General features: G+C 64.4%; 24 protein-coding genes and 1 other RNA gene. 12 read left to right on the forward strand and 13 right to left on the reverse strand.

Annotated features, from left to right (window positions below; genetic code table 11):
- Positions 1 to 81 precede the first annotated feature (81 nt).
- The 6 genes from AC5STI_RS01505 to AC5STI_RS01530 form a co-directional block, all read right to left on the reverse strand.
- The gene (locus tag AC5STI_RS01505; protein WP_495445335.1) at positions 82 to 1,719 is read right to left on the reverse strand and encodes an ABC transporter ATP-binding protein; all 1,638 of its coding nucleotides are present in this window, start codon (positions 1,717 to 1,719) and stop codon (positions 82 to 84) included.
- On the reverse strand, positions 1,716 to 2,531 hold the full coding sequence (locus AC5STI_RS01510) for an ABC transporter permease (RefSeq protein ID WP_495445336.1): 816 nt from the start codon (positions 2,529 to 2,531) through the stop codon (positions 1,716 to 1,718). The genes AC5STI_RS01505 and AC5STI_RS01510 overlap by 4 nt, the downstream gene beginning before the upstream one ends.
- Positions 2,528 to 3,484, reverse strand: coding sequence for an ABC transporter permease (locus AC5STI_RS01515; protein WP_475050934.1), 957 nt, complete (start codon positions 3,482 to 3,484; stop codon positions 2,528 to 2,530). The genes AC5STI_RS01510 and AC5STI_RS01515 overlap by 4 nt, the downstream gene beginning before the upstream one ends.
- On the reverse strand, positions 3,485 to 5,068 hold the full coding sequence (locus AC5STI_RS01520; protein ID WP_490398610.1) for an ABC transporter substrate-binding protein: 1,584 nt from the start codon (positions 5,066 to 5,068) through the stop codon (positions 3,485 to 3,487). It lies immediately after the preceding gene.
- 427 nt (positions 5,069 to 5,495) lie between these two features.
- Positions 5,496 to 5,942: a D-aminoacyl-tRNA deacylase gene (gene dtd / locus AC5STI_RS01525; RefSeq protein WP_495445337.1), complete on the reverse strand. Its 447-nt coding sequence runs from the start codon at positions 5,940 to 5,942 to the stop codon at positions 5,496 to 5,498.
- Between the two features lie 22 nt (positions 5,943 to 5,964).
- Positions 5,965 to 6,669 (reverse strand): nitroreductase, encoded by a 705-nt coding sequence (locus tag AC5STI_RS01530; RefSeq protein WP_495445338.1) that lies wholly within the window; start codon positions 6,667 to 6,669, stop codon positions 5,965 to 5,967.
- A gap of 106 nt (positions 6,670 to 6,775) precedes the next feature.
- On the opposite strand from AC5STI_RS01530, the gene AC5STI_RS01535 reads away from it, so the two are divergent.
- Positions 6,776 to 7,195 carry an Hsp20/alpha crystallin family protein gene (locus AC5STI_RS01535; protein WP_495445339.1) on the forward strand — a complete coding sequence of 140 codons (420 nt, stop codon included), beginning with the start codon at positions 6,776 to 6,778 and terminating at the stop codon, positions 7,193 to 7,195.
- Positions 7,196 to 7,300: 105 nt separating this feature from the next.
- On the opposite strand, the gene AC5STI_RS01540 is transcribed toward AC5STI_RS01535, so the two are convergent.
- From AC5STI_RS01540 to AC5STI_RS01565, 6 genes are all read right to left on the reverse strand, one after another.
- Positions 7,301 to 8,422, reverse strand: a complete 1,122-nt coding sequence (locus AC5STI_RS01540) for a TFIIB-type zinc ribbon-containing protein (protein ID WP_495447718.1) — start codon at positions 8,420 to 8,422, stop codon at positions 7,301 to 7,303.
- Between the two features lie 88 nt (positions 8,423 to 8,510).
- Positions 8,511 to 9,692, reverse strand: a complete 1,182-nt coding sequence (locus AC5STI_RS01545) for an SPFH domain-containing protein (RefSeq protein WP_495445340.1) — start codon at positions 9,690 to 9,692, stop codon at positions 8,511 to 8,513.
- A 25-nt stretch (positions 9,693 to 9,717) separates the two neighbouring features.
- Complete coding sequence (locus tag AC5STI_RS01550; RefSeq protein ID WP_495445341.1) at positions 9,718 to 10,554, reverse strand: DUF2927 domain-containing protein; 837 nt, start codon at positions 10,552 to 10,554, stop codon at positions 9,718 to 9,720.
- Positions 10,555 to 10,664: 110 nt separating this feature from the next.
- Positions 10,665 to 11,855, reverse strand: a complete 1,191-nt coding sequence (locus AC5STI_RS01555; RefSeq protein ID WP_495445342.1) for a toxic anion resistance protein — start codon at positions 11,853 to 11,855, stop codon at positions 10,665 to 10,667.
- Positions 11,856 to 11,873: 18 nt separating this feature from the next.
- Positions 11,874 to 12,767 carry a 5-bromo-4-chloroindolyl phosphate hydrolysis family protein gene (locus tag AC5STI_RS01560; RefSeq protein WP_495445343.1) on the reverse strand — a complete coding sequence of 298 codons (894 nt, stop codon included), beginning with the start codon at positions 12,765 to 12,767 and terminating at the stop codon, positions 11,874 to 11,876.
- A gap of 174 nt (positions 12,768 to 12,941) precedes the next feature.
- Positions 12,942 to 13,967, reverse strand: a complete 1,026-nt coding sequence (locus AC5STI_RS01565; RefSeq protein ID WP_495445344.1) for a pseudouridine synthase — start codon at positions 13,965 to 13,967, stop codon at positions 12,942 to 12,944.
- A 61-nt stretch (positions 13,968 to 14,028) separates the two neighbouring features.
- Here AC5STI_RS01565 and AC5STI_RS01570 point away from each other — a divergent pair, with 61 nt between their 5' ends.
- The 4 genes from AC5STI_RS01570 (at position 14,029) to AC5STI_RS01585 (ending at position 16,088) form a co-directional block, all read left to right on the forward strand.
- Complete coding sequence (locus AC5STI_RS01570; protein WP_475050948.1) at positions 14,029 to 14,478, forward strand: nucleoside deaminase; 450 nt, start codon at positions 14,029 to 14,031, stop codon at positions 14,476 to 14,478.
- Between the two features lie 93 nt (positions 14,479 to 14,571).
- Positions 14,572 to 15,153, forward strand: a complete 582-nt coding sequence (locus tag AC5STI_RS01575; protein WP_495445345.1) for a TetR/AcrR family transcriptional regulator — start codon at positions 14,572 to 14,574, stop codon at positions 15,151 to 15,153.
- A gap of 21 nt (positions 15,154 to 15,174) precedes the next feature.
- Positions 15,175 to 15,468 carry a YciI family protein gene (locus tag AC5STI_RS01580; protein WP_495445346.1) on the forward strand — a complete coding sequence of 98 codons (294 nt, stop codon included), beginning with the start codon at positions 15,175 to 15,177 and terminating at the stop codon, positions 15,466 to 15,468.
- Positions 15,465 to 16,088: a DNA-3-methyladenine glycosylase I gene (locus AC5STI_RS01585; protein WP_495445347.1), complete on the forward strand. Its 624-nt coding sequence runs from the start codon at positions 15,465 to 15,467 to the stop codon at positions 16,086 to 16,088. Before AC5STI_RS01580 ends, AC5STI_RS01585 begins: the two co-directional genes overlap by 4 nt.
- 105 nt (positions 16,089 to 16,193) lie before the next feature.
- Here the strand turns inward: AC5STI_RS01585 and AC5STI_RS01590 are convergent, their stop codons facing one another.
- The gene (locus AC5STI_RS01590) at positions 16,194 to 16,886 is read right to left on the reverse strand and encodes a metal-dependent hydrolase (RefSeq protein ID WP_495445348.1); all 693 of its coding nucleotides are present in this window, start codon (positions 16,884 to 16,886) and stop codon (positions 16,194 to 16,196) included.
- 174 nt (positions 16,887 to 17,060) lie between these two features.
- On the opposite strand from AC5STI_RS01590, the gene gatC reads away from it, so the two are divergent.
- From gatC to AC5STI_RS01625, 7 genes are all read left to right on the forward strand, one after another.
- Complete coding sequence (gene gatC, locus AC5STI_RS01595) at positions 17,061 to 17,348, forward strand: Asp-tRNA(Asn)/Glu-tRNA(Gln) amidotransferase subunit GatC (protein ID WP_222478346.1); 288 nt, start codon at positions 17,061 to 17,063, stop codon at positions 17,346 to 17,348.
- Positions 17,349 to 17,353: 5 nt separating this feature from the next.
- Entirely contained in the window at positions 17,354 to 18,841 is a 1,488-nt protein-coding gene (gene gatA, locus AC5STI_RS01600; RefSeq protein ID WP_495445349.1) for an Asp-tRNA(Asn)/Glu-tRNA(Gln) amidotransferase subunit GatA, read from the forward strand.
- Positions 18,842 to 18,882: 41 nt separating this feature from the next.
- Positions 18,883 to 19,650, forward strand: coding sequence for a hypothetical protein (locus AC5STI_RS01605; protein ID WP_495445350.1), 768 nt, complete (start codon positions 18,883 to 18,885; stop codon positions 19,648 to 19,650).
- A complete protein-coding gene (locus AC5STI_RS01610; protein WP_495445351.1) occupies positions 19,650 to 20,339 on the forward strand; it encodes an N-acetylmuramoyl-L-alanine amidase in 690 nt (229 codons plus the stop codon). The genes AC5STI_RS01605 and AC5STI_RS01610 overlap by 1 nt, the downstream gene beginning before the upstream one ends.
- Positions 20,340 to 20,525: 186 nt before the next feature.
- Positions 20,526 to 20,960, forward strand: an RNA gene (gene rnpB, locus AC5STI_RS01615) — RNase P RNA component class A.
- Positions 20,961 to 21,079: 119 nt separating this feature from the next.
- Entirely contained in the window at positions 21,080 to 21,247 is a 168-nt protein-coding gene (gene rpmG, locus AC5STI_RS01620) for a 50S ribosomal protein L33 (protein ID WP_008554190.1), read from the forward strand.
- Positions 21,248 to 21,527: 280 nt separating this feature from the next.
- Entirely contained in the window at positions 21,528 to 21,890 is a 363-nt protein-coding gene (locus tag AC5STI_RS01625; RefSeq protein WP_495445352.1) for a hypothetical protein, read from the forward strand.
- The last annotated feature ends 11 nt before the right edge of the window (positions 21,891 to 21,901 follow it).

The raw sequence follows: 21,901 nt of genomic DNA on the forward strand, positions 1-21,901 counted from the left end.
AGTACCACAAAACGGGAAGGGCTGAAAAAGGAAAAAGCCCCCGCCCGCAGCGGGGCAGGGGCTTTGCACCCTGGGGTGGTTTCAGTGGCCGGCGCTTTCCATCTTGCGGTGGGCGATCACTTCCTCCAGCCAGCCGAGCTTCATCTCTGGTACGGAACTCAGCAGCAGGTCGGTGTAGTCATCGAACGGCGGGCTCAGCACTTTGGACTTACCGCCGTAGCGCTGCACCTTGCCCTGATACATCACCGCAATGTTGTCCGAGATGGCGCGCACGGTTGCCAGATCGTGGGTGATGAACAGATAGGCCACATTCTCGATCTTCTGCAGCTCCAGGAGCAGCTTGAGGATGCCGTCCGCCACCAGCGGATCGAGTGCCGATGTGACCTCGTCGCAGATGATCATCTTGGGCTTGGCCGCCAGCGACCGGGCGATGCAGACACGCTGCTTCTGGCCGCCAGACAGTTCCGCCGGATAGCGGTCGATGAACTTTTCGCCCAGCTCGATCTCGTCCAGCAGTTCGACGATCCGCTTGCGCTTCTCCTTGCCCCGCATACCGAAGTAGAACTCCAGCGGGCGGCCGATGATGGTGCCGACGGTCTGGCGCGGGTTCATTGCCACGTCCGCCATCTGGTAGATCATCTGCAGCTCGCGCAGGTCCTCGCGGCTGCGCCCCTTGAGGTCGGGGGAGAGTTTGCGGCCGGCAAATTCGATCTCACCTTCGCGCGGCGGCAGAAGGCCGGTGATCACGCGGGCGAGGGTGGATTTGCCGGAGCCGGATTCACCCACCACTGCAAGCGTCTGGCCGGGATACAGGTCGACGTTCACGTTGTGCAGCACGTCGAACTGGGTGCCCTTGTAGCGCGCGGTGATGTTGCGCACGCTCAGCACCGGCTCCGCCGTCGGGGCCTTCTCCTCATGCTCGATGGAGCGGACCGAGACCAGCGCCTTGGTGTATTCCTCCTGCGGGTTGTTGATGATCTGGTCCACATGGCCGTATTCGACCGTGTTGCCCATCTTCAGCACCATGATGTCGTCGCTCACCTGCGCCACAACCGCCAGGTCGTGGGTGATGTAGAGCGCAGCGACGCCGGTGTCGCGGATCGCTTCCTTGATCGCCATCAGGACGTCGATCTGGGTGGTCACGTCGAGCGCGGTGGTTGGCTCGTCGAACACCACCAGATCCGGCTCCGGGCAGAGCGCCAGCGCAGTCATGCAGCGCTGCAGCTGGCCGCCGGACACCTGGTGCGGGTACCGCTCGCCGATGTTGTCGGGATCCGGCAGGCCCAGCTTGGCAAACAGGGTGCGGGCGCGGGCCTCGGCCTCCTTGCGGGAGAACTTCTTCTGCTCCACCGCGGCCTCGACAACCTGGTCCATGATCTTCTTGGCCGGGTTGAAGGAGGCGGCCGCCGATTGCGACACATAGGTCACTTCGGCACCGCGCAGCTTGCGGATATCCTTGTGGCTGCCCTTCAGGATGTCACGTCCGTTGACCCAGACCTCGCCGCCGGTGATCTTCACGCCGCCGCGGCCGTAGGCCATGGAGGCGAGCCCGATGGTCGATTTGCCGGCACCGGATTCACCGATCAGTCCCAGTACCTTGCCGGGCGCGAGGTCAAAACTGACCCCGTGCACGATCTCGATGTCGCGGGGGCGTTCCCCGGGCGGGTAGATGGTCGCGCCGATCTTCAGGTCGCGGACTTTCAACAGGGTATCGCTCATCCGCGGCCTCCTTTCAGCGATGTGGTCCGGTTCAGCACCCAGTCAGCCACCAGGTTGACCGAGATCGCCAGGGTGGCGATGGCAAAGGCCGGGATCAGGGCCGCAGGAAAGCCGTAGACGATGCCTTCCTTGTTCTCCTTCACGATGCCGCCCCAGTCAGCCTCTGGCGGCTGCACGCCCAGGCCCAGGAAGGACAGGGTGGAGACAAACAGGACCGCAAAGATGAAACGCAGGCCCATCTCCGCGATCAGCGGCGACAGCGCGTTGGGCAGGATCTCGCGGAAGATGATCCAGGCAGTCTTCTCACCGCGCAGGCGGGCTGCCTCGACGTAGTCCATGACCTCGATGTCAACCGCAACGGCACGGGCCAGACGGTAGACGCGGGTGGCGTCCAGAAGGCCCATCACCAGGATCAGCATCGGAATGGTGACCGGCGCAACCGACAGCACAACCAGGGCGAAGATCAGAGTAGGGATCGACATCACCAGATCGACAAAGCGCGACAGTGCCTGGTCGACCCAGCCGCCCATCACCGCAGCAAAGAAGCCGAGGACGGAGCCCAGGGTGAAGGACAGGACAGTTGCGGCCGTTGCGATGAAGATGGTGGTGCGGCCGCCGTAGATCATCCGGCTGAGAAGGTCGCGGCCGATGTTGTCGGTGCCCAGCAGGTAATCGCTGCTGGAGGGCTCCCACACGTCGCCGACGATTTCGCCAACGCCATAGGGCGCCAGCAGCGGCGCAAAGATGGCGCCGAGGAAGTAGAGGGCCGTGAAGAACAGCCCGATGAGTGCAGAAATGGGGATATTCTTCATTTCGGATGCCTCAGGCGCGGGTTGCTCAGGATAGCGACGATATCGGCGATCATGTTGAGGCCGATATAGACGGCGGCAAAAATCAGGCCGCAGGCCTGCACAACCGGCACATCGCGCTTGGACACGTGGTCAACCAAGTACTGGCCCATGCCGGGGTAGACAAAGACCACCTCGATCACCACGACGCCAACCACCAGATAGGCGAGGTTCAGCATCACCACGTTGACAATCGGCGCAATCGCGTTCGGGAAGGCATGGCGGTAGATCACCTGAAAAGCGTTGAGGCCCTTCAGCTCAGCGGTTTCGATATAGGCCGACTGCATCACGTTGAGGATCGCGGCGCGGGTCATACGCATCATGTGCGCCAGCACCACCAGGGTCAGCACCGCAACCGGCAGGGCGATGGCGCTCAGCTTCTCAAACAGGCTCATGCTGTCGTTGACCATTGCAACGGACGGGAACCACTGCAGCTTCACTGCAATGAAGTACATCAGCACATAGCCAATCAGGAATTCGGGGATGGAGATTGAGGCCAGGGTTACAGCCGAGATCATCTTGTCGGGCCAGCGGTCCTTGAAACGGACGGCAAGCAGGCCCAGGAAAATTGCCAGCGGAACGGCGACCACGGCGGCCCAGAAGGCCAGGAACAGGGTGTTCCAGAAACGGCTGCTCAGAGCCTCGGCGATGTCTTGGCCACTGGTCAGCGCAGTGCCAAGATCGCCCTGCATGGCACCGAAGAGCCAGGCGAAATAGCGTTGGACAGGAGGATCGTTGACGCCAAGCTCTGCCCGCAGGTTGGCGAGCGCTTCAGGGGTTGCTGACTGGCCGAGGATGGACTGGGCGACATCTCCGGGCAGCACGATGGTGCCGGCAAAGATCACCACTGAGATAAGCAGCAAAAGAAGCAGGCTCAGCGCAACGCGCTGAGCCAGAAGTTTTACAATCGGCGACATTTAGGCTTTGACCCACAGCTTGCTGGCCGCATAGCCGTTCATCAGAACCTGGCCCGGGATGCCCTCGACCCAGCCGTCCACCTTGTCGGTGGTTGCCTCAACAAAGTCGTTGAACATCGGGCAGATCAGGCCGCCTTCGTCGCGCAGGATCGTCGACATGTCGGCATACATCTGGGTCCGCTTGGCAACGTCCAGCTCGCCGCGCGCTGCGACCAGCATCTGGTCGAATTGCTCGTTGTTGAAGCGGGTGTCGTTCCAGTCCGCAGTCGACAGGTAGGCGGTGGTGAACATCTGGTCCTGAGTCGGACGGCCGCCCCAGTAGCTGGTGCAGAACGGCTTGTTGTTCCAGACTTCCGACCAGTAGCCGTCGTTCGGCTCGCGCTTGACGTCCAGCTTGATGCCCGCGCCTGCCAGCGACTGCTGGAACAGGGCAGATGCGTCCGGCGCACCCGGGAAGGAGTTGTCCGAGGTACGCAGCAGGATGGAGCCGTCGTGGCCGGACTTCTTCAGGTGGTGCATCGCCTTGTCCGGATCGAACTGGCGCTGTTCCAGCTCGGTGTACATCGGATAAGAGGCGTTGATCGGGGTGTCGTTGCCGACGGTGCCGTAGCCGTTCAGGATCTTGTCGACCATTTCCTGGCGGTTGATGCCGTATTTCAGCGCCAGGCGCACGTCGTTGTTGTCGAACGGCGCGGTGTTGCAGTGCATGATGAACACATAGTGTCCGGCCGCGGAGGTCGAGTGCACGGTGATGTTCGGCGCACGGTCCACCAGTTTCGCGGTGCGCGGCGGCACCCGGTCGATCACGTCCACCTGGCCGGACTGCAGCGCGGCGACGCGTGCGGTGTCGTCGTTGATGACGATGATCTCGACGGTGTCCGCGTTGCCCAGATCGCCCCAGTAGTTCGGGTTCTTCTCGGCCACGAAGCGCACGCCCATGTCGGCGGACTTCATGATGTAGGGGCCGGTGCCGATGGCTGCTGCCGGATCGTCATTGCCGCCGTTCGGCTGAATGATCAGGTGGTAGTCTGCCAGCAGATAGGGCAGGTCGGCGTTCGGGCTGTCCAGTTCGAAGACAACGCTGTCGCCGTCCGCGCGCACGTCCTTGATGCCGCGCATGATGCCCAGGGCACCGGACTTGGTGTCCTCGCCGCTGTGGCGCTCCATGGTCTTGACCACGTCGTCAGCGGTGACGTTCTGGCCGTTCGAGTAGGTCACACCGGAGCGCAGCTTGAAGGTCCAGGTCTTGGCGTCGGCGGAGGCTTCATAGCTTTCCGCCAGCTTGCCTTCGATGCCGCCGTCGTCGGCCAGCTCGACCAGCGTTTCACCCCACAGGCGGGTGACCATCAGGCCAACAGTGTTGGTGACCAGCGCCGGGTCCAGGCTGTCGGTGGTGGAACCGCCCTGCAGGCCGAGACGGATGGTGCCGCCTTTCTGCGGGCCGGCCGCCTTGGCGGCGGTGGACAGCAACAGGTTGGCGGAAACAGCGGTAAAGCCCAGTGCGGCGGCCTTGCCCAGGAAGTCGCGGCGGGACAGTTTGCCTGCCGCAGCCTGACTGGCCAGATACTGCATGTGTCTGTTCATAGAGTTCTCCCGATTGGTTGTGGTGCTTCAGGCACCCGTTTTTTTGATTGGTGGTTCAAGATTTGCGCATTTGCTGCCACCTCGCAAGCGTTATTCGCGAAACGCATGGCGTGGCTTCGGACGCGCCTGCAAGGCCTGCAAAGGTAAGGTCGCCTTTCTCAATCAAGGTGCCGTTTTTGGGTGCCATGCCGGGTGTAAATCAAAAAAACATCCGGAATGCGACAGGAAATTTTTGTGCGCAGAAATGACGAATTTTTTATGAATTGGCCGGATTGAGGGGCAATGCTGGCGGTAACAGGGATAGAATCGATGCTTTCTGACCTGAAAACGTCGCCCCGCCGCCGCCCGCATGACGTGCGCCACCTGCGTGCGGCCCGCGCCGGAGGCGGTGCAGCTGCAGTCCGCAGCAGCGCTCCGGCGGCGTGGATCAGACCTGTTCCGTGTCCATCCAGATGGTCACCGGGCCGTCGTTCAGAAGCCGAACTTTCATGTCGGCACCGAACCGGCCTTTGGCGGTGTCGAGGCCAAGCCGTGTCAGCTGATCCGCGAAGTATTCATACAGCCGCTCCCCATCGGCCGGGGCGGCAGCCGTTGAAAACCCTGGCCGGTTGCCGCGGCGGGTGTCGGCGGCCAGGGTGAACTGGCTGACCACCAAAGCGCTGCCGCCGGTGTCCAGCACTGAGCGGTTCATCTTGCCGCCGTCATCCTTGAAGATCCTGAGCTTTGAGATTTTCGCAGCGAGCTGATCCGCCTGCGCCTCGCTGTCGCCCTGCATCGCGCAGATCAGGATCAGCAGGCCGGGGCCGATCTCTCCCACGGTTTCGCCATCCACCGTAACCGAGGCCTCGCTGACACGTTGAATCAATGCCCGCATTTGTGTTTGTCCTTGTTCTGTCTCAGCCGCGCCAGTCGGCAAATTCCTCCAGCGCCGCCCGGCTGGTGCGGAACCCGTTGGCCGGGTGGTCCCCGTCGCCGTAGCCGAAGGAAATGGCGCAGAGGATGATCCGGTCGTCCGGTATGTCCAGCAGCTCATGCAGCAGCGGCGCAAAGGAGGCAACGGCCGCCTGCGGGATGCTCGAAACCCCCGCGGCCTGGGCGGCCAATGTGAAGGCGGCAACAAAGCCGCCGCAATCCATCGCGCCATAAGATCCCAGCTCTGCCGGAGACGACAGGATCGCGCAATGCGGAGCGCCGAACAGCCGGTAATTCTCCATCATCTGCCTCGCCGACCCGGCGCGGTCGCCCTTTTGCACGCCGACAGCTTCATAGAGCGCCCAGCCGCAGTCGCGGCGGCGCTGCTGGTACTCAGCTGAATAGCCATCTGGAAAGGGCAGGTCCGGGCTGTGCCCGCCACCTTCCGCCGCCGTGAGCAGGGCGGCCCGCAAACGTTCCGTCCCGGCACCGCTGCAAATGGTCACCTTCCAGGGCTGCGCATTGCACCAGGAGGGCACCTTCTGCGCCGTCCGCAGGATGTCCTCGATCACCGCGCGCGGCACTGGGTCCGGGCGGAAGGCCCGGCAGCTGTGGCGGTCGGCAAACAGGGCGTCCAGGCTTTGCAGATCGGGTTTCACATCCAGTTCCTCCAGGCGGCTGAGGGCCACACTGGCGTCAGAAATTCCATTGCGCAAGCGCCCCGATTGCGCGGGATCAAAGCAGTGCCGCAGCGTCAGAGGTACAATGGGCCGAAACACGAAAGGAGGTTGGACTATGGTGGAAAAAACCGAACATGGCGGCTTCTGGCCGTCGCTTTACGATCCTTTCCGCAGCTTCGGAACCCGTCTCGCCGATTGGCTGAATCCCGCAACGGAGGCGTCGTCGGGCAAGGAGGCTTACGATATTGCGATGGAGCTTCCTGGCGTCGCCTTGGGGGATGTCGAGCTGACCGTGGACAACGGCGTGCTGACGATCCGCGGCGAAAAGAAGACCCAGTCCGAGAAGACGGGCGACACCTGGTATTTCAGCGAACGCCAGTACGGGGCATTCCGCCGCTCCTTCCGCCTGCCGGAGGATGCTGACGGGCAGGCGGCCTCTGCCCGAATGGAAGACGGTGTTTTGCATGTTTCGGTGCCGAAGAAGGCGCTGGAGCAGCCTGAAACCGCCCGGAAAATCGAGATCAGCAAGGGCTGACAGAACCCTGACAGGGAGGGCGGCCAGGGTCCCGGCTCAGATCCGGGAGCAGGTATTGGCCGGGAAAGAAGGGGGAGGCTGCTCCCCCTTCTGCTTTTTCAGGGGTTACTGCTGGCTGACCAGCAGGGCAATGCCCGCTGCGACCGCCAGGGCCGCAATAACCGCGGCGGCAATCTTCCAGGCCGAATAGGGCCGCTCGCCCTGCACCCGGCCCGATTGCCCGTTCACCACAAAACGGTAGGTCTTGCCGCGGTACTTGTAGGCCGCCAGCCAGACAGGCAGCAGGATATGCTTGAAGGTCACATCGGACATCTGCGTGTCGATGCTGCTGATGCGCTGCCGGTCGCCGCCGATGTCAAACCGCACGTCACGCTCGATAACGCGCTCCATCGTCTGCCCTGCCACGACAAAGCCTGCCTCCAGGTCCACCGTATAGGCCTCGGCCCGGAAGCCTGCCAGATACTGCGGCTGATAGGGTTCCAGCTGCGACAGGTCCCAAGGTTCCAGCGCCTCGGTATAGCGTTTCGGCAGGCTGGTTGATGCCAGAACCAGCACATCGTCAAAGAACCGCTGCACCCGCCCGGCCGCGGGCCGCCAGCGCACCTTGGCCACCTGCCGGGTCTGCATCTTGCCGTCCCGCTGGAAGGTCTCGGTCACATAGTAGACAGTTCCGCGCTGGCCGGTGTAGGAGCTGCGGGTCTGGGCGTCATAGGTCCAGTAGGGCACATAGATGCCCTGCATCCGCCGTCCCTTGCGGGCGTATTCCTTGAGGCCATTCGGTGCGAACCACAACTGGCCCAGCCAGTCGGTCATGGCCTTGTGCGCCGCGCGTTCCTCTACGGCGAAAGGCAGCACCCCCTTGGGCTTGATGTGCCGGTTCTCGCCAGTGCCGGTGACGACGGGCGTGGCGCAGAAGGGGCATTCCCTGGCGTGGGTATCAGAATCGAACTCCACCTGCGCCGCGCAATTGGGGCAGACGGAGACGCGGGTGGTTTCGATTTCCGCCTCCGGCAGCTGTTCGGCAATGGCAGTGCGGAAATCCAGCTCCCGAAGGGCGGAGCCCTTCCAGGGACCGCTGCGGACCTCTTCGCGGTGGCCGCAGTGATCGCAGATCAGCGCGCCGGCGTTCGGGTCAAACCGGTAATCGGCGCCGCAATTTGGGCAGGGGAAGCGGTGGCTGTCCTCAGGGGCAGAGGGCGCGCTGGCGGTTGGCGGCGGCGGGGGCATCGTCACGGGGAGGGGAACCTGCGGGGGATAATCAATTGAAGGAACGAGCGCGGCGGAATCGCGGTCCGGACGCCGCCGCAGCCAAGGCTCAGCCGGCTGGCGGGGGCGGCGGGGGCGGAGGCGGCGGCAGGATGGTGAACAGCTGCGCCAGTTCCATCACATCGCCCGCCCGTTTCCAGCCGTCCTGGCCCGGGGTCCAGACATGGGTGTCGCGCGTCAGGCTGCCGTCCTGCGCCATCCGTCCCATCCGCGCTTTGGAGTACGGCCCGGAGGTCTGACCGTCCACCGCGATATGCCAGACATGCTCGACCGGCGGCGGGGGCGGCGCCACGGGCGCAGCCGCTTGCAGCGCAGCGGGTTCGGGCCGTGCGCCCCATGGCCCGGCCGGCTGACCCGCTGCCTGAGAGGGTGCGCCTCCCTGCATGGCCTGGCCCATCTGCTGCGCCATCGCCATTCCCATACCCATCCCCATACCGGCGCCCATGCCGCTGTTCGAGGTTTTCGCCGCCGCGGTCATCGCCTCAGCAGCGGAAAACTGGGTATAGCGGCCAAGGTCGCCCAGCACTCCCATCTGGGTGCGCTTGTCCAGCGCCTCTTCCACCGCGGGCGGCAGCGAGATGTTCTCGATGTAGAGCTCTGGCATCATCAGGCCGTAGTCTGCCAGCGTGCCGGATATTTCCGCCGCGACCAGCTTGCCCAGGTCGGCGGTATTGGCGGCCATGTCCAGCACCGGGATGCCGGAGCCTGCAACCACGCGGGAGAATTCCTGCACGATAATGTTTCGGATCTGATAGGAGATCTCATCCATGGTGAACTCGCCATCGGTGCCGACGATCTCGCTCAGGAAGCGGGCCGGATCGGCCACCTTGATCGTGTAGGTGCCATAGGCGCGCAGCCGCACCGGACCGAATTCCGGATCGCGGCAGATGATCGGGTTCTTGGTGCCCCATTTGAGGTCGCTGAAGCGGGTGGTGTCGACAAAGTAGATTTCCGACTTGAACGGCGACTGGAAGGCGTGGTCCCAATGCTGCAGCGTAGTCATGATGGGCATGTTGTTGGTCTCAAGCATATAGAGACCCGGCGTGAACACATCCGCCAGCTGGCCCTCGTGCACAAAGACCGCCGCCTGGCCCTCGCGCACCGTCAGTTTGGCGCCGTATTTGATGGCATGCCCTTCACGCTCGAACCGCCAGACCATGGTGTCATGGGTGTCATCCACCCAATGAATGACATCAATGAATTCGCCTTTGAGAAAATCGAAAATACCCATGTGCCGGTCCTCTTCCTTTGGCGGCCTACAGTTCCTGGCCCATCGTCTCGCGGGCGAGAATACGGATGATGGGGCGGGCCTCTTCCAGGCTCATCCCCGTTTTCAGTCTTGGATCATACAGCATCTGCAGCAGTTTTTCGTCAAAGCTGGTCAGAAGCGCAAATTCGTCATCGTCGTTGAAGATCGAGGGCCGCGCGCGCGGGCTGTCGTTCCTGAGCCCCAGGCCTTGCGCTACTTCCTCGTGCACGCAGCTTTTGCGCACCAGGTCCGGATGCTCGGCCCGGATCAGCGCCACGCCGCGGGTATAGGACAGCGGATCGCTCTGCGGCCCGCCTGCAACCACCAGGCAATAAAAACTGCGCGGCGGTGCGGCCAGCAGCGACAGGTCCTTGGCGCTGATCGAAGGCAGCAGCTCGCGCACCCGCTCGGCGACAAAGGCGCTGTCGTCGAGGCTGGCAAAGATCACGTGGAAGTTGCCGCGCGCGGCCACGGTGGCGACCGGGTGGCCTGTGATCCGGGCCAGCCGGGCGGCATAGGCGCTGAGGGTCTCGCGGTCCGCTGCGCGCTGGGCGGCCGGAACCGAGGGGCCGAACTCTGCCGCGATCCGCACCGGGCCTGCCCAGCGGCCCAAACCGCCGGAGATGCCGGAGCCGCCGTATTCATCGTAAAACGCCAGCGCTTCGAAACTTTCCGCCAGGTCTTCAGCGTCATAGGGGGTGTCGGGGCCGCCGCCGTCGGTGCGCAGCAGGCCGCGGGTCAGCAGGTCCCGCTGCAGGGCATTGTAGTAGTATGCCAGCTGGGCGCTGTCGGCGGAGGGTTTGTAGACCGCAGGCTCCGGCGCGGCAGGGCGGGGCTGCGGCACCAGGGATTCCGGCTGGGAAAACGGCAGGCAGGCCGACAGGGCTACAGCCCCGGCCAGGAGGGCGCCTCCATTCCAAACCGCTCTGCATGCCAGCACGCCTGATACCTTTCTCAGCCCGGCACCGCGGTGCCCGCGTTGTCGCCAACCCCGTCACCGCGGGCCTTGGCAGCGGCCAGTGTGTCGCGCAGCTCTGCCTCCATCTTCTGCAGTTCAGCCTCGGCGGCAGCACGCTTGGCCTTGCCCTCGTCCGCAATCCGCAGGCTGTCCTGAATGGTGCCGATCAGATCCGCATTGGCTTGTTTGACGGCCTCGATGTCGAACACCCCGCGCTCCATCTCCTGCCGGATCATCTCGTTGGACTGGCGCAGATTGGCGGCGTTGGAGGTCAAGAGCTCGTTGGTCAGGTCATTGGCGTCGCGCACTGCCGCGGCAGCCTGAGCCGAGCGCTGGATTGTCAGCGCCTGGGCCAGCTGGGTTTCCCACAGCGGCACGGTGTTCACCAGCGTCGAGTTGATCTTGGTCACCAGCGACTTGTCGTTCTCCTGCACCAGCCGGATCGAGGGCAGCGACTGCATGGTGACCTGACGGGTGAGTTTGAGGTCATGCACCCGGCGCTCCAGGTCGTCGCGCGCGGCGCGGAGGTCGCGCAGTTCCTGCGCCTTCATCACTTGGTCGTCTTCGGCCGCGGCCTGCACCTCGGCCTCCTTGGCCGGGATCTCCTTGGCGTCCAACTGCGCCAGCTTGGCCTCACCCGCGGCAATGTACAGCGCCAGCTCGTCATAGAATTGCAGCGTCTTCTCATACAGCATGTCGAGCGACTTGATGTCCTTGAGCAGCTGATGCTCGTGGCCCAGCAAGTCGTCGGTGATCCGGTCGATCTGCCCCTGAACGCTTTCATAGCGTGCGGTGAATTTGGCAAAGGGTGCCGCCTTGCCCAGCAGCCGCTCCCAGAAGGTCGGCTTGCGGCGGATGTCCAGCTCTGAGACGGAAAAGCCGCGGATGGTGGTCACGATGTTGCGCAGGGAGTCGCCCGCGGGCCCCACATCCTTGTTGCGCACGTCAGAGAGCATCGCCTGGCTGATCGTCTGCAATTCCGCCTGCGCGGTTGAGCCGAAATGGATGATCGAATTGGTATCCGCCATGTCGATCTTGTCCATCCGCACCCGGATCGCCTCGCTGGTTGGTGCGTCTGCCTGCTCCAGCGGCTGCACCTCAGCAACGGGTTCCGGCAGCTCGATCGCCGTGACCTCCTTGACCAGGGCCTCGGCCTGGACGGCTTTCTGTTGAACAGCTTCAGACATGAACGGCTTCCTCGCTAATCAGTTCCGGTCCAGATGGACCCCTTCACGCTGCAGCCTGTCGCGCAGCACATCAATTTCAATGGTCAGGTCCGCGCGGTCCGCCACCAGCATCTTGCGGGTGCGCGCGGCAAAGTTCTGTTCCAGATCGTCCAGCAGTGCCAGATAGCTCTCCCGGGCCCCGGCGTCCTGGCTGCGGGCATAGATATCGGCAAATTTCACGGTCGCGTCACGGGCGCCCTGCAGGTAGACGGTCAGGTACTTGCGCGCGGCTGTCAGGTCGCGCGGGTCTTCCTCCACCGTGCGGAACAGCTCGCGGGCGACGGACTGGAATTGCTCCACCCGTGCCTCGACCTTGCGGTCGCGGGCGCGCAGGGCGGCGTCCTTCATCGCGACGAGGCTTTGCTCGGCCTCGTCCACAGCGCGGGCCACCCGGGACTGCTGGAAGGTGTCGGCACCTTCCGTGCCCTTGTCGCGCAGCGGGTCGAGACCAAAGGCCGCAAGATGCAGGCCCGCCGCCGCCGTGCCATAGATGACGGCGCTCAGCAGGCCGGGTTCCCCTTTCCACGCTGCCAGCGCTGCACCCGCGCCTGCCAGCAAGGCTGCCAGGATCTTGCGGGGCAGGGCGGGTCTGCGGGCCACCTTGCGGGCGGCAAAGGCGGCCTCGGCCTTGAGCCCTTCGCGCAACAGAAAGGCGCCGCCTGTCCACAGGCCCGCGCCGGCCAGCCCCAGCGCCAGACCGGTTGCGCCGTCGTTCAGCGACAGAAGGGCCAGAATGGCAGGCGGCACAAACAGCACATTGGCGCGCACCCCGACCGGGTCCACTTGGGCATTGCGGTAAGACTGCTGCGGAGCGGAGCCTTGCGGACCGGGTTTGCCGCCAGGGCTGTGTTTGCCGCCGTAACGCTGTGCCATCTTCTCAGCCCCCCACGATCCAGCCGGTGCTGAGACCGAACATCAGGATCAACAGGGCGACATAGGCAATTTTCTGCACGCGAGCTCCCCCAGGAACGGCCAGCGAAGATTAACTGATTGGAAATCTAGGGGATAGCTGGCGCTGTTGCTAGGGGGAAGTCCGCGGGAAATGGTTCAGCGGCGGGGATTTTTGCCGGCGGGCCGTTTGCCGCCGCCGCGCTGGGCGGGGCGCTCTGCGCGCGGTGCCGGAGATTTGCCTGCCGGTTTGCCGGGTTTGCCGGGACCCTTGCCTGCAGGTTTGCCCGTCGGTTTGCCCGCCGGTTTACCCAATGGCCGTCCCGCAGGCTTGCCGCCGCGGGAGCGGGTGGGCCGGGCCGCCGGTTTTTCCTCTTCCTCAGCAAGCCCCAGCTGGTCGCGCACCACGCGGGGGCGCAGTTCCTCGACCTCGCCGGGGTTCAGGTTCCCCAGCTGGAACGGCCCGTAAGAAACCCGCAGCAGCCGGTTCACACTGAACCCGATATCCTCCATCGCGCGGCGGATCTCGCGGTTCTTGCCTTCGCGCAGGCCCACGGTCAGCCAGGCATTGGCGCCTTGCTGGCGGTCCAGCGATACGGTCATCGGCTGGAATTTCTCGCCGTCGATCACCAGCCCCTTGCGCAGCGGGGCAAAATCCTCGTCCTTGGGGCGGCCGTTGATCCGCACCCGGTAGCGGCGCAGCCAGCCGGTTGCGGGCAGCTCCAGCTTGCGTTTGATGCCGCCGTCGTTGGTCAGGAGCAGCAGCCCTTCGGAGTTCAGGTCAAGGCGGCCAACCGTCATCACCCGCGGCATGTCCTCGGGCAGCTCGTCAAAGATCGTCGTGCGGCCCTTCTCGTCGCTGTTCGAGGTCACCAGCCCGATGGGTTTGTAATAGAGCCACATCCGCGGAGCTTCGGCCTCCGGCAGCGGCTGGCTGTCGACGCTGATCCGGTCTTTCGCGGTTACGTTCAGCGCCGGGCTGTCGATCTTTTTGCCATTCACCGATACGCGGCCCTCGGCGATCATCCGCTCGGCCTCGCGCCGCGAGGCGACGCCTGCGCGCGACAGGACTTTGGCGATGCGGTCGCCCTCGGGGGAAGCGCCGGCCTCCGGTTTGGCAGCGGCCTTGCGAGGCTGGGATTTCGGGCCGGGTTTGCCCTGGCGGGATGCGGGTGTTTTGCTCATGCAAGTGCCATAGAGCATTCCGCTGCCTTGCGAAAGCGGGCATTCGCGGGCAGGAAGGGGCATGGCATTCAAATCTCATATGGATAAGGCGCTGGAACAGGCGCGGGCGGCAGCGGAGCGCGGCGAGGTGCCGGTCGGCGCTGCGCTGATCGCGCCGGACGGGCAGGTCGCGGCGCTGGCGGGCAACCGCACCCGGGAGCTGAACGACCCCACCGCCCACGCCGAGATCCTGACCATCCGCGAGGCCTGCGCGAGCCTGGGCAGCGAGCGGCTGACGGGGTACGACCTCTATGTCACGCTGGAACCCTGCGCCATGTGCGCCGCCGCCATCGCCGCCGCCCGCATCCGCCGCGTCTATTACGGTGCCTCCGACCCCAAGTCCGGCGGTGTGGCCCATGGCGCCTGCGTGTTCTCCCACCCGCAGGCGCATCATGCGCCGGAGGTTTATGACGGCATAGCGGAAGGGGAGGCCAGCGCGCTGCTCAAGGAGTTTTTTGCAAAGAAACGCTGATCGCACCGGGGCGGGGCTGCGGCTGCCTTTGCTGTTGCCGCATTAGGGCATTTGTCCTATAAGCGTCTGGGTCAATTGTCCTAGAGGCGTGATGTGGCGCGGGAAACAACCAAAGACCGGATCACTGAGGCCGCGGACCAGCTATTCTATGAGCGCGGGTTCGAGGCGGCATCATTTGCGGATATCGCCGCGGCGGTCGGTATCTCGCGCGGCAATTTCTATTATCATTTCAAGACCAAAGATGAGATTCTTGAAGCGGTTATCGCGCGCCGGATGGCCAGCACCCGTGCCCTGCTGAACAGCTGGCAGGCGGAGGGCCGTACTGCGGAACAGCGGATCACCTGCTTCATTCGTATCCTGATCGCCAATCAGGCCCAGATCGCTCTCTATGGCTGCCCCGTTGGCACGCTGGTGGCGGAGCTGGGCAAGCTGAATCACGCGGCGCAGGGACAGGCCGCCGCACTCTTCACGCTGTTTCAGGACTGGCTCACCCAGCAGTTTCAGGCGCTGGGGTGCGGCGCGCTGTCCGGCAGCCTGGCGATGCATCTGCTGGCCCGCAGCCAGGGCGTGGCTACATTGGCACAGGCTTTTGGCGACGCGGATTTCATCGAACGCGAAGTGGCGCTGATGCAGGACTGGCTCCGGGATCAGCTGCCGCAGGATCACACTTTCTAAAATACATCTCAGGAGACGATCATGTATTTCATATTGCTGACATTTGCGGCGCAGAAAGACCGGCTGGCCGAGTTTCTGGAGGGCCACAAGGCCTGGCTCCAGCAGGGATTTGAGGACGGGGTGTTCCTTGCTGCCGGGTCAATGACCGATGGCGAAGGCGGAGCGATCCTTGCCGTGGGCGAAAGCGAAGAGGATCTTGCTGCCCGCGTCGCGCAGGATCCTTTTGTAACCGGCGGTGTGGTGGAGCCGGAAATCATCGGCGTGGCGCCGACCATGATGGATCCGCGGCTTGATTTCCTGCGGGGCGGCGGATGAGCCGCATCTTCACCGCGGCCGATTGCAATCCCCGTTGCGCCTGGAGCGCCTCGGCCCCGGACTTCCTGCGCTACCACGACGAGGAATGGGGCTATCCGGTGGGCGACGACATCCGCCTGTTCGAGAAGGTCTGCCTGGAAAGCTTCCAGTCCGGCCTCAGCTGGCGCACCATTCTGGACAAACGCGAGAACTTCCGCGCTGCCTTTTCCGGGTTCGACTTCAACGAGATGGCGAAATTCGGCCCAGCGGACGTGGAGCGGCTCTTGCAGGACAAGGGCATCATCCGCCATCGCGGCAAGATCGAGGCGGTGATCAATAACGCCGCCCGGGCCCAGGAACTGGTGGAAGAGGCGGGCTCGCTGGCGGCGTTTTTCTGGAGTTTTGAGCCTGCGCCGGACAACCTGCCAGAGCCGCAGACCGCCTCCTTCAGCCCGGAATCGGTGGCGCTCTCGAAGGCGCTGAAGAAACGCGGCTGGAAATTTGTCGGCCCCACCACCGCCTTTGCCTTCATGCAGGCGATGGGGCTGATCAACGACCACGCGCACGGCTGCATCTGCCGCGATAAGGCCGCGGCAGCGCGCAAAGCCTTTTCCGTGCCGGAACTGAAAGCCCAAGATTGAGGCACTGCCGCGCCGGGCCGCCAGGCCCGGCGCCCGGCCCAACGGGCGCGGATCTGCGCTGCAGATCCAGCGCCTGGCGGGAGACCTCCCAGTAGTCTTGGCGGTTCAGATTTTGATCGCCTTCATCACCTCCGGCTCGATCACCTCAACCCCGGGCAAGCCTTCGATCAGGTCCGTGGCGTCCTGCTCCAGCACCGGGAAGCTTTTGTAGTGGCAGGGAATCACCGTTTTGAAGTTGAAGTACCGCTTGGCCGCATAGGCCGCCTGTTTCATGTCCATGGTGAAATGGCCGCCGGCGGACAGGATGCCGACATCCGGCTTGTAATAGTCCCCCATCCAGTCCATGTCCGCCATAATGGCGGTGTCGCCGGACAAATAGACCGTCTTGCCCTCTGCCATCACCATGTATCCCACTTCCGAGCCGCCGGTGCGCAGCCCGTCCTGGGTGCTGAAGGTGGAGCTGTGCGAGGCCGGGACCATCGCAACCTTCACTCCGTCCAGATCCACGGTGCCGCCCTTGTTGAAGCCGACCGTTTGCACAGCTTCGGTCTCGCCCCACAACCCCATCAGGTCGTACTGGCCGATCACCGGCACCTCCAGCCGCTTCGCCAGCGGCAGCACATCGACCACATGGTCGAAATGCACATGGGTGAGGAGGATGTGGGTGGCGCCCGCAACCGCCGCCTCATGCTGGTTTTCGGGCAGCACCGGATTGCCGGTCAGCCAGGGATCCACCAGCAGCACCTGGCCGCTTGCTTCGATGCGGAACGAGCCGTGGCCCAGCCAAATGATCTTCATCTCTTATCTCCTCCCGGTTTTGTTGTGCGCAGCGTAACAGGCTGGTGCGAAAATGATATGCGGACGTGCCGGAAATGCGGGGGCCGCCGGTTTCCGGGCGCGGCACGCCCCAGCCGGCTTGCAGCGCAGGCGGCACGGCGGTAAATGCCTATCCAACACCAGATGAGGGTTTCCATGTCGATTGACCAAAGCACCGCCGCCAAGGTGGCCAAACTGGCCCGGATCAAGGTCGAGGATGACGCGCTGCCGGCGCTGGCAGACGAGTTCAACAATATCCTGGGCTTCATCGAGCAGCTGAATGAGGTGGATGTCGAGGGCGTCGAGCCGATGACCTCGGTCACCCCGCAGCGTCTGAAGCGCCGGGCGGACGAAGTCACCGATGGCAACCAGCAGGACAAGGTGCTGGCCAACGCACCGGATGCCCGCGAAGGTTTCTTCGCAGTGCCCAAAGTCGTGGAGTGAAAGACATGAGCGATCTGAACAAACTGGGCCTGGCAGAGGCCCGCGACGCGCTGCGCAAGGGCGACACCACCTCCGTCGAGCTGACCGAAGCCTGCCTCAAGGCCATTGATGCGGCGGACGCACTGAACGCCTTCGTCCACAAGACGCCCGAGATTGCGATGGAGCGCGCCAAGGCTGCGGATGAACGCATCAAGGCGGGCGATGCGCCCTCCATGTGCGGCCTGCCGGTCGGCATCAAGGACCTGTTCTGCACCAAGGGCGTGCCCTCGCAAGCAGCCTCCAAGATCCTGGAAGGTTTCAAGCCGGAGTATGAATCCACCGTTTCGCAGAAGCTGGCGGATGCCGGCTCCGTGATGCTGGGCAAGTTGAACATGGATGAGTTCGCCATGGGCTCCTCCAACGAAACCTCAGTCTACGGCAATGCCGTCAGCCCCTGGCGCCGCGGCAATGACGACGCCCAGCTGACCCCGGGCGGCTCCTCCGGCGGCTCTGCCGCTGCCGTTGCAGCGGATCTCTGCCTTGCGGCCACCGGCACCGACACCGGCGGCTCGATCCGCCAGCCCGCCGCCTTCACCGGCACCGTCGGCATCAAGCCGACCTACGGCCGCTGCTCGCGCTGGGGCATCGTTGCCTTTGCCTCCTCGCTGGACCAGGCCGGCCCGATGACCAAATCGGTGCGCGACGCCGCCATCATGCTGGAAGCCATGTGCGGCCACGACCCCAAGGATTCGACATCTGCTGAACTGGCGGTGCCGGATTTCGAGGCGATGCTGACCGGCGACATCAAGGGCAAGAAAATCGGTATCCCCAAGGAATACCGCATGGACGGCATGCCGGGCGAGATCGAGAAGCTGTGGTCCGATGGCGCCGAAATGCTGAAAGCAGCCGGTGCCGAGATCGTCGACATCTCGCTGCCGCACACCAAGTACGCGCTGCCGGCCTACTATGTGATCGCCCCGGCTGAGGCGTCGTCGAACCTCGCGCGCTATGACGGTGTCCGCTACGGCCGCCGCGCCACGCTGGAAGCGGGCGACGGCATCACCGAGATGTACGAGAAAACCCGCGCCGAAGGCTTCGGCCACGAGGTGCAGCGCCGCGTCATGGTCGGCACCTATGTGCTGTCGGCAGGCTTCTACGATGCCTATTACAACCGCGCCCGCCGCGTCCGCACTCTGATCAAAAAGGACTTCGAGGACGTCTTTGCCGCCGGCGTCGACGCCATCCTGACCCCGGCCACCCCGTCGGCGGCCTTTGGCCTGGGCGAGATGACCGAGGCGGATCCGGTGCAGATGTACCTGAACGACGTCTTCACCGTCACCGTGAACCTGGCAGGCCTGCCAGGTGTGGCGGTGCCGGCAGGGCTCGACAAGCAGGGTCTGCCGCTGGGTCTGCAGCTGATCGGCAAGCCCTGGGAAGAAGGCGATCTGCTGAACACTGCCTATGCGCTGGAGAATGCGGCCGGCTTTGTAGCCAAGCCGCAGCAATGGTGGTAAGCCTCTGCCTCAGCACTTGAGCAGAGCAGACAGGTAACCCCATGCGCGCATTCGCATCTTACGCCGCCGCAGGCAGCCTCTTGGTTATGGCTGCCTGTTCTCCGCAGCTCCCCGACAGCGCCGCTGGCATCGACGGCGATCCCTTTGCGCCGGCGCCTGCCGCGGGCACCACTATCAATGGCGATCCGCTGGTGCCGCCGGCACGGGTTTCGACGGAACCCTATCAAGCCGCGTCAGCCCCGCGCAGCCCGGCCACGGCGGCTGCGGCGGGCACGTTCAACACTGCCAGCAGCGCGGCCAGCGACGCGGACATCGCCCGCGAAACCGCCGCGGCCCTCGCTGCCTCCAGCGCCGGTGCCGGTGCTGCGCCGGTGCAGGCGAGCCCGTCGAACCCGGCGCCGCAGCTGGCCGGAAGCCCGCGGATCTCTGATGAGAACGACTTCCAGGCGGTCGCCGCCCGGCAGTCGATCGAGAGCGACGCCGCCCGGCTGGAGCGCCAGCGGGCGCAATACCAGCAGGTGCAGCCGGTTGCAGTGCCGCAGCGCACGGAGGAGGCAGGGCCCAACATCGTGCGCTATGCTCTCAGCACCAGCAACCCAAAGGGCGTGCGCGTCTACAGCCGCTCCGGCATCAACCTGAAGGCCCGCAACCAGCGCAACTGCGCAGAGTTTGCGTCTCCCGATCAGGCCCAGGTCGCCTTCCTCGACTCCGGCGGGCCGGAACGCGACCGCAAAGCGCTGGACCCGGATGGCGACGGCTATGCCTGCGGCTGGGACCCGGCACCTTACCGGCTGGCCGTCCAGAACTGATGGCGGCGGACCCGCGCGGGGCTGACCAGCCGGGCGCCCTCTGGCACCCCAGTCCGAATTTCGGGCCCCGCAGGGACGGTCTGACGCCGTCCCTGATCGTTTTGCACTACACCGCCATGAAGAGTGCACAGGCCGCGCTTGAGCGGCTCTGCGACCCGGCGGCCGAGGTTTCGGCGCACTATCTGATCGGGGCCGACGGTACCCTGTGGCAGATGGTGGCTGAAGAGCACCGCGCCTGGCACGCCGGGGCCGGCGAATGGAGCGGCCAGGACGACATCAACTCCCGTTCCATCGGAATCGAACTGGACAACCTCGGCACGCACCCCTTCAGCGCGCCGCAAATGGCGGCGCTGGAAAAACTCATGCACGGCGTGATGCAGCGCTGGGACATTTCTGCGCCGGGGGTGATCGGGCATTCCTGCATGGCACCGGGGCGCAAGTCCGATCCCGGCCCGCGCTTCGACTGGAACCGGCTGGCACGGCAGGGCCTGGCGGCAGCGGCAAGCAAAGGAAAAGTGCCGCAGGATCCTTCATTTGAACTGTTCCGCAAGTCCGCCGCGGCAGCCGGCTTTACCGCCGCAGCGGATGATGAGGCGCTTCTGGCCGCCGTCCGCTTACGGTTCCGCCCCTGGGCGCGCGGCCCGCTGACGTCCGCGGATTTCGCCCCTCTGGGGGCTGACGCGCTTTAAGTCTGGAATTATGCGAGGCTCTGCCTCGCGCTCCGGGATATTTGGGGCCAGATGAATAAAGGATCCATTCTTCATCTGGCTGGAAATATCCTGGGGTGAATTGGCAGCAGGCCAAGAGGGGCAAGGCCCCTTAATCCGCACTATCCGCTTGACGCCGCACGCCGATGTTTCTACGCCTCCAGTCGCGCAGAAGGCTGGACGGCCGCGCGGGGTGCGCAAGCCCCCCTCGAGGAAAGTCCGGACTCCATGAAGCAACGGTGCCGGGTAACGCCCGGGCGGGGAAACCCGACGGAAAGCGCCACAGAAAACAGACCGCCCGCCGGACCGGAGGTCCGCCAAAGGAGCATCCGCGCGGGTAAGGGTGAAACGGTGGGGTAAGAGCCCACCGCGCTGCTGGCAACAGCGGCGGCACGGCAAGCCCCACCGGGAGCAATGCCAAATAGGGCCCCCGCGCGGGCAGGTCCCGGGCAACCGGGAAACCGCCGCTAGGTACGCTTCAGCCGAGAGGGGCCGGGTTGGCAGCTTGAGCGGCGCAGCAATGCGCCGCCTAGATGAATGGCCGTCGAGCCCGGGATTTCGGTCCCGGGGGGACAGGATCCGGCTTACAGGCCTTCTGTGCATAAATCCCTCGGGGAATAGGGGCGAATCCTATTGACTTGGGGGCTGGGGCAGGTAAAAGCCGGGCTTCAGATAGGAATTTACCGAGAGGCCCCTGCCTTTTCGGACGCAGGAGAAGCACCATGGCGAAGCCGACCACCATCAAGATCCGCCTGAACTCGAGCGCGGGCACCGGCCACTTCTATGTCACCAAGAAGAACGCACGCACCATGACCGAAAAAATGGTTGTGCGTAAGTATGACCCGGTTGTGCGCAAGCACGTCGAGTACAAGGAAGGCAAAATCAAGTAAGCCTTGCTTACGGAATGATTTCCGGAAACGGGTCGCGCCAGGCGCGGCCCGTTTTCTTTTGGAAGGGCCCCAGCGGTTTAAGGGCGTTGTCTAGAATTGCCGGAAAATGCCGCCTTGATTGTCCGCACCCGCTTGCCCCTGCGGCATTTTTCCGCCGCAATTGCGCACTAGGCTTGCCTTCGTGGGTAATGAGCAAACGGGTGGATGAGCTGTGAAAACTTTTGTGATTGCCGCGGCGCTGGGAGCGGCCGCGACGCCAGTTTCAAGTTCTTTCGAACCAATGGCGGCTCTGCTGCCGCCGCCGGCGGTTGCGGCGCAAAGCTTGCCCCCCGGGCTGGCGGCCGCTGTTCCTGCTGCGGAGCCTGCGGCCCCGGGCCGCGCGGTGGTAGACAGGATCGTGCAGATGGAGGGGCGGGAGCTGGCCTTGTGCCTTGTCCGTTCCGGCAGTGCAGGCATGGCTGTGCTAAGCGTTCCGGAGCATAGTGCGGTGCCCAGCCTGCCGGATATTGCCGACGCGGACTTCCGCGGCCTGGTGACGGATGCTTCCGGCTGCCGGCTGGATGGCGAGATCCGCGAAGTGTCGAGCACCCGCGGCACCATCGCCATCTCGGCTGGGCTCGACTGCACCAGTACCGGGTCCTGACATCAGGCCTC

The organism is Leisingera sp. CC-HEC096, assembly GCF_059429235.1.

Coding starts and splice junctions, on each gene's coding strand:
- AC5STI_RS01505 (WP_495445335.1), bottom strand. CDS start 1,719: ATGAGCGATACCCTGTTGAAAGTCCGCGACCTGAAGATCGGCGCGACC.
- AC5STI_RS01510 (WP_495445336.1), bottom strand. CDS start 2,531: ATGAAGAATATCCCCATTTCTGCACTCATCGGGCTGTTCTTCACGGCC.
- AC5STI_RS01515 (WP_475050934.1), bottom strand. CDS start 3,484: ATGTCGCCGATTGTAAAACTTCTGGCTCAGCGCGTTGCGCTGAGCCTG.
- AC5STI_RS01520 (WP_490398610.1), bottom strand. CDS start 5,068: ATGAACAGACACATGCAGTATCTGGCCAGTCAGGCTGCGGCAGGCAAA.
- dtd (WP_495445337.1), bottom strand. CDS start 5,942: ATGCGGGCATTGATTCAACGTGTCAGCGAGGCCTCGGTTACGGTGGAT.
- AC5STI_RS01535 (WP_495445339.1), top strand. CDS start 6,776: ATGGTGGAAAAAACCGAACATGGCGGCTTCTGGCCGTCGCTTTACGAT.
- AC5STI_RS01540 (WP_495447718.1), bottom strand. CDS start 8,422: ATGCCCCCGCCGCCGCCAACCGCCAGCGCGCCCTCTGCCCCTGAGGAC.
- AC5STI_RS01545 (WP_495445340.1), bottom strand. CDS start 9,692: ATGGGTATTTTCGATTTTCTCAAAGGCGAATTCATTGATGTCATTCAT.
- AC5STI_RS01555 (WP_495445342.1), bottom strand. CDS start 11,855: ATGTCTGAAGCTGTTCAACAGAAAGCCGTCCAGGCCGAGGCCCTGGTC.
- AC5STI_RS01560 (WP_495445343.1), bottom strand. CDS start 12,767: ATGGCACAGCGTTACGGCGGCAAACACAGCCCTGGCGGCAAACCCGGT.
- AC5STI_RS01565 (WP_495445344.1), bottom strand. CDS start 13,967: ATGAGCAAAACACCCGCATCCCGCCAGGGCAAACCCGGCCCGAAATCC.
- AC5STI_RS01570 (WP_475050948.1), top strand. CDS start 14,029: ATGGCATTCAAATCTCATATGGATAAGGCGCTGGAACAGGCGCGGGCG.
- AC5STI_RS01580 (WP_495445346.1), top strand. CDS start 15,175: ATGTATTTCATATTGCTGACATTTGCGGCGCAGAAAGACCGGCTGGCC.
- AC5STI_RS01585 (WP_495445347.1), top strand. CDS start 15,465: ATGAGCCGCATCTTCACCGCGGCCGATTGCAATCCCCGTTGCGCCTGG.
- AC5STI_RS01590 (WP_495445348.1), bottom strand. CDS start 16,886: ATGAAGATCATTTGGCTGGGCCACGGCTCGTTCCGCATCGAAGCAAGC.
- gatC (WP_222478346.1), top strand. CDS start 17,061: ATGTCGATTGACCAAAGCACCGCCGCCAAGGTGGCCAAACTGGCCCGG.
- gatA (WP_495445349.1), top strand. CDS start 17,354: ATGAGCGATCTGAACAAACTGGGCCTGGCAGAGGCCCGCGACGCGCTG.
- AC5STI_RS01605 (WP_495445350.1), top strand. CDS start 18,883: ATGCGCGCATTCGCATCTTACGCCGCCGCAGGCAGCCTCTTGGTTATG.
- AC5STI_RS01610 (WP_495445351.1), top strand. CDS start 19,650: ATGGCGGCGGACCCGCGCGGGGCTGACCAGCCGGGCGCCCTCTGGCAC.
- rpmG (WP_008554190.1), top strand. CDS start 21,080: ATGGCGAAGCCGACCACCATCAAGATCCGCCTGAACTCGAGCGCGGGC.
- AC5STI_RS01625 (WP_495445352.1), top strand. CDS start 21,528: ATGGCGGCTCTGCTGCCGCCGCCGGCGGTTGCGGCGCAAAGCTTGCCC.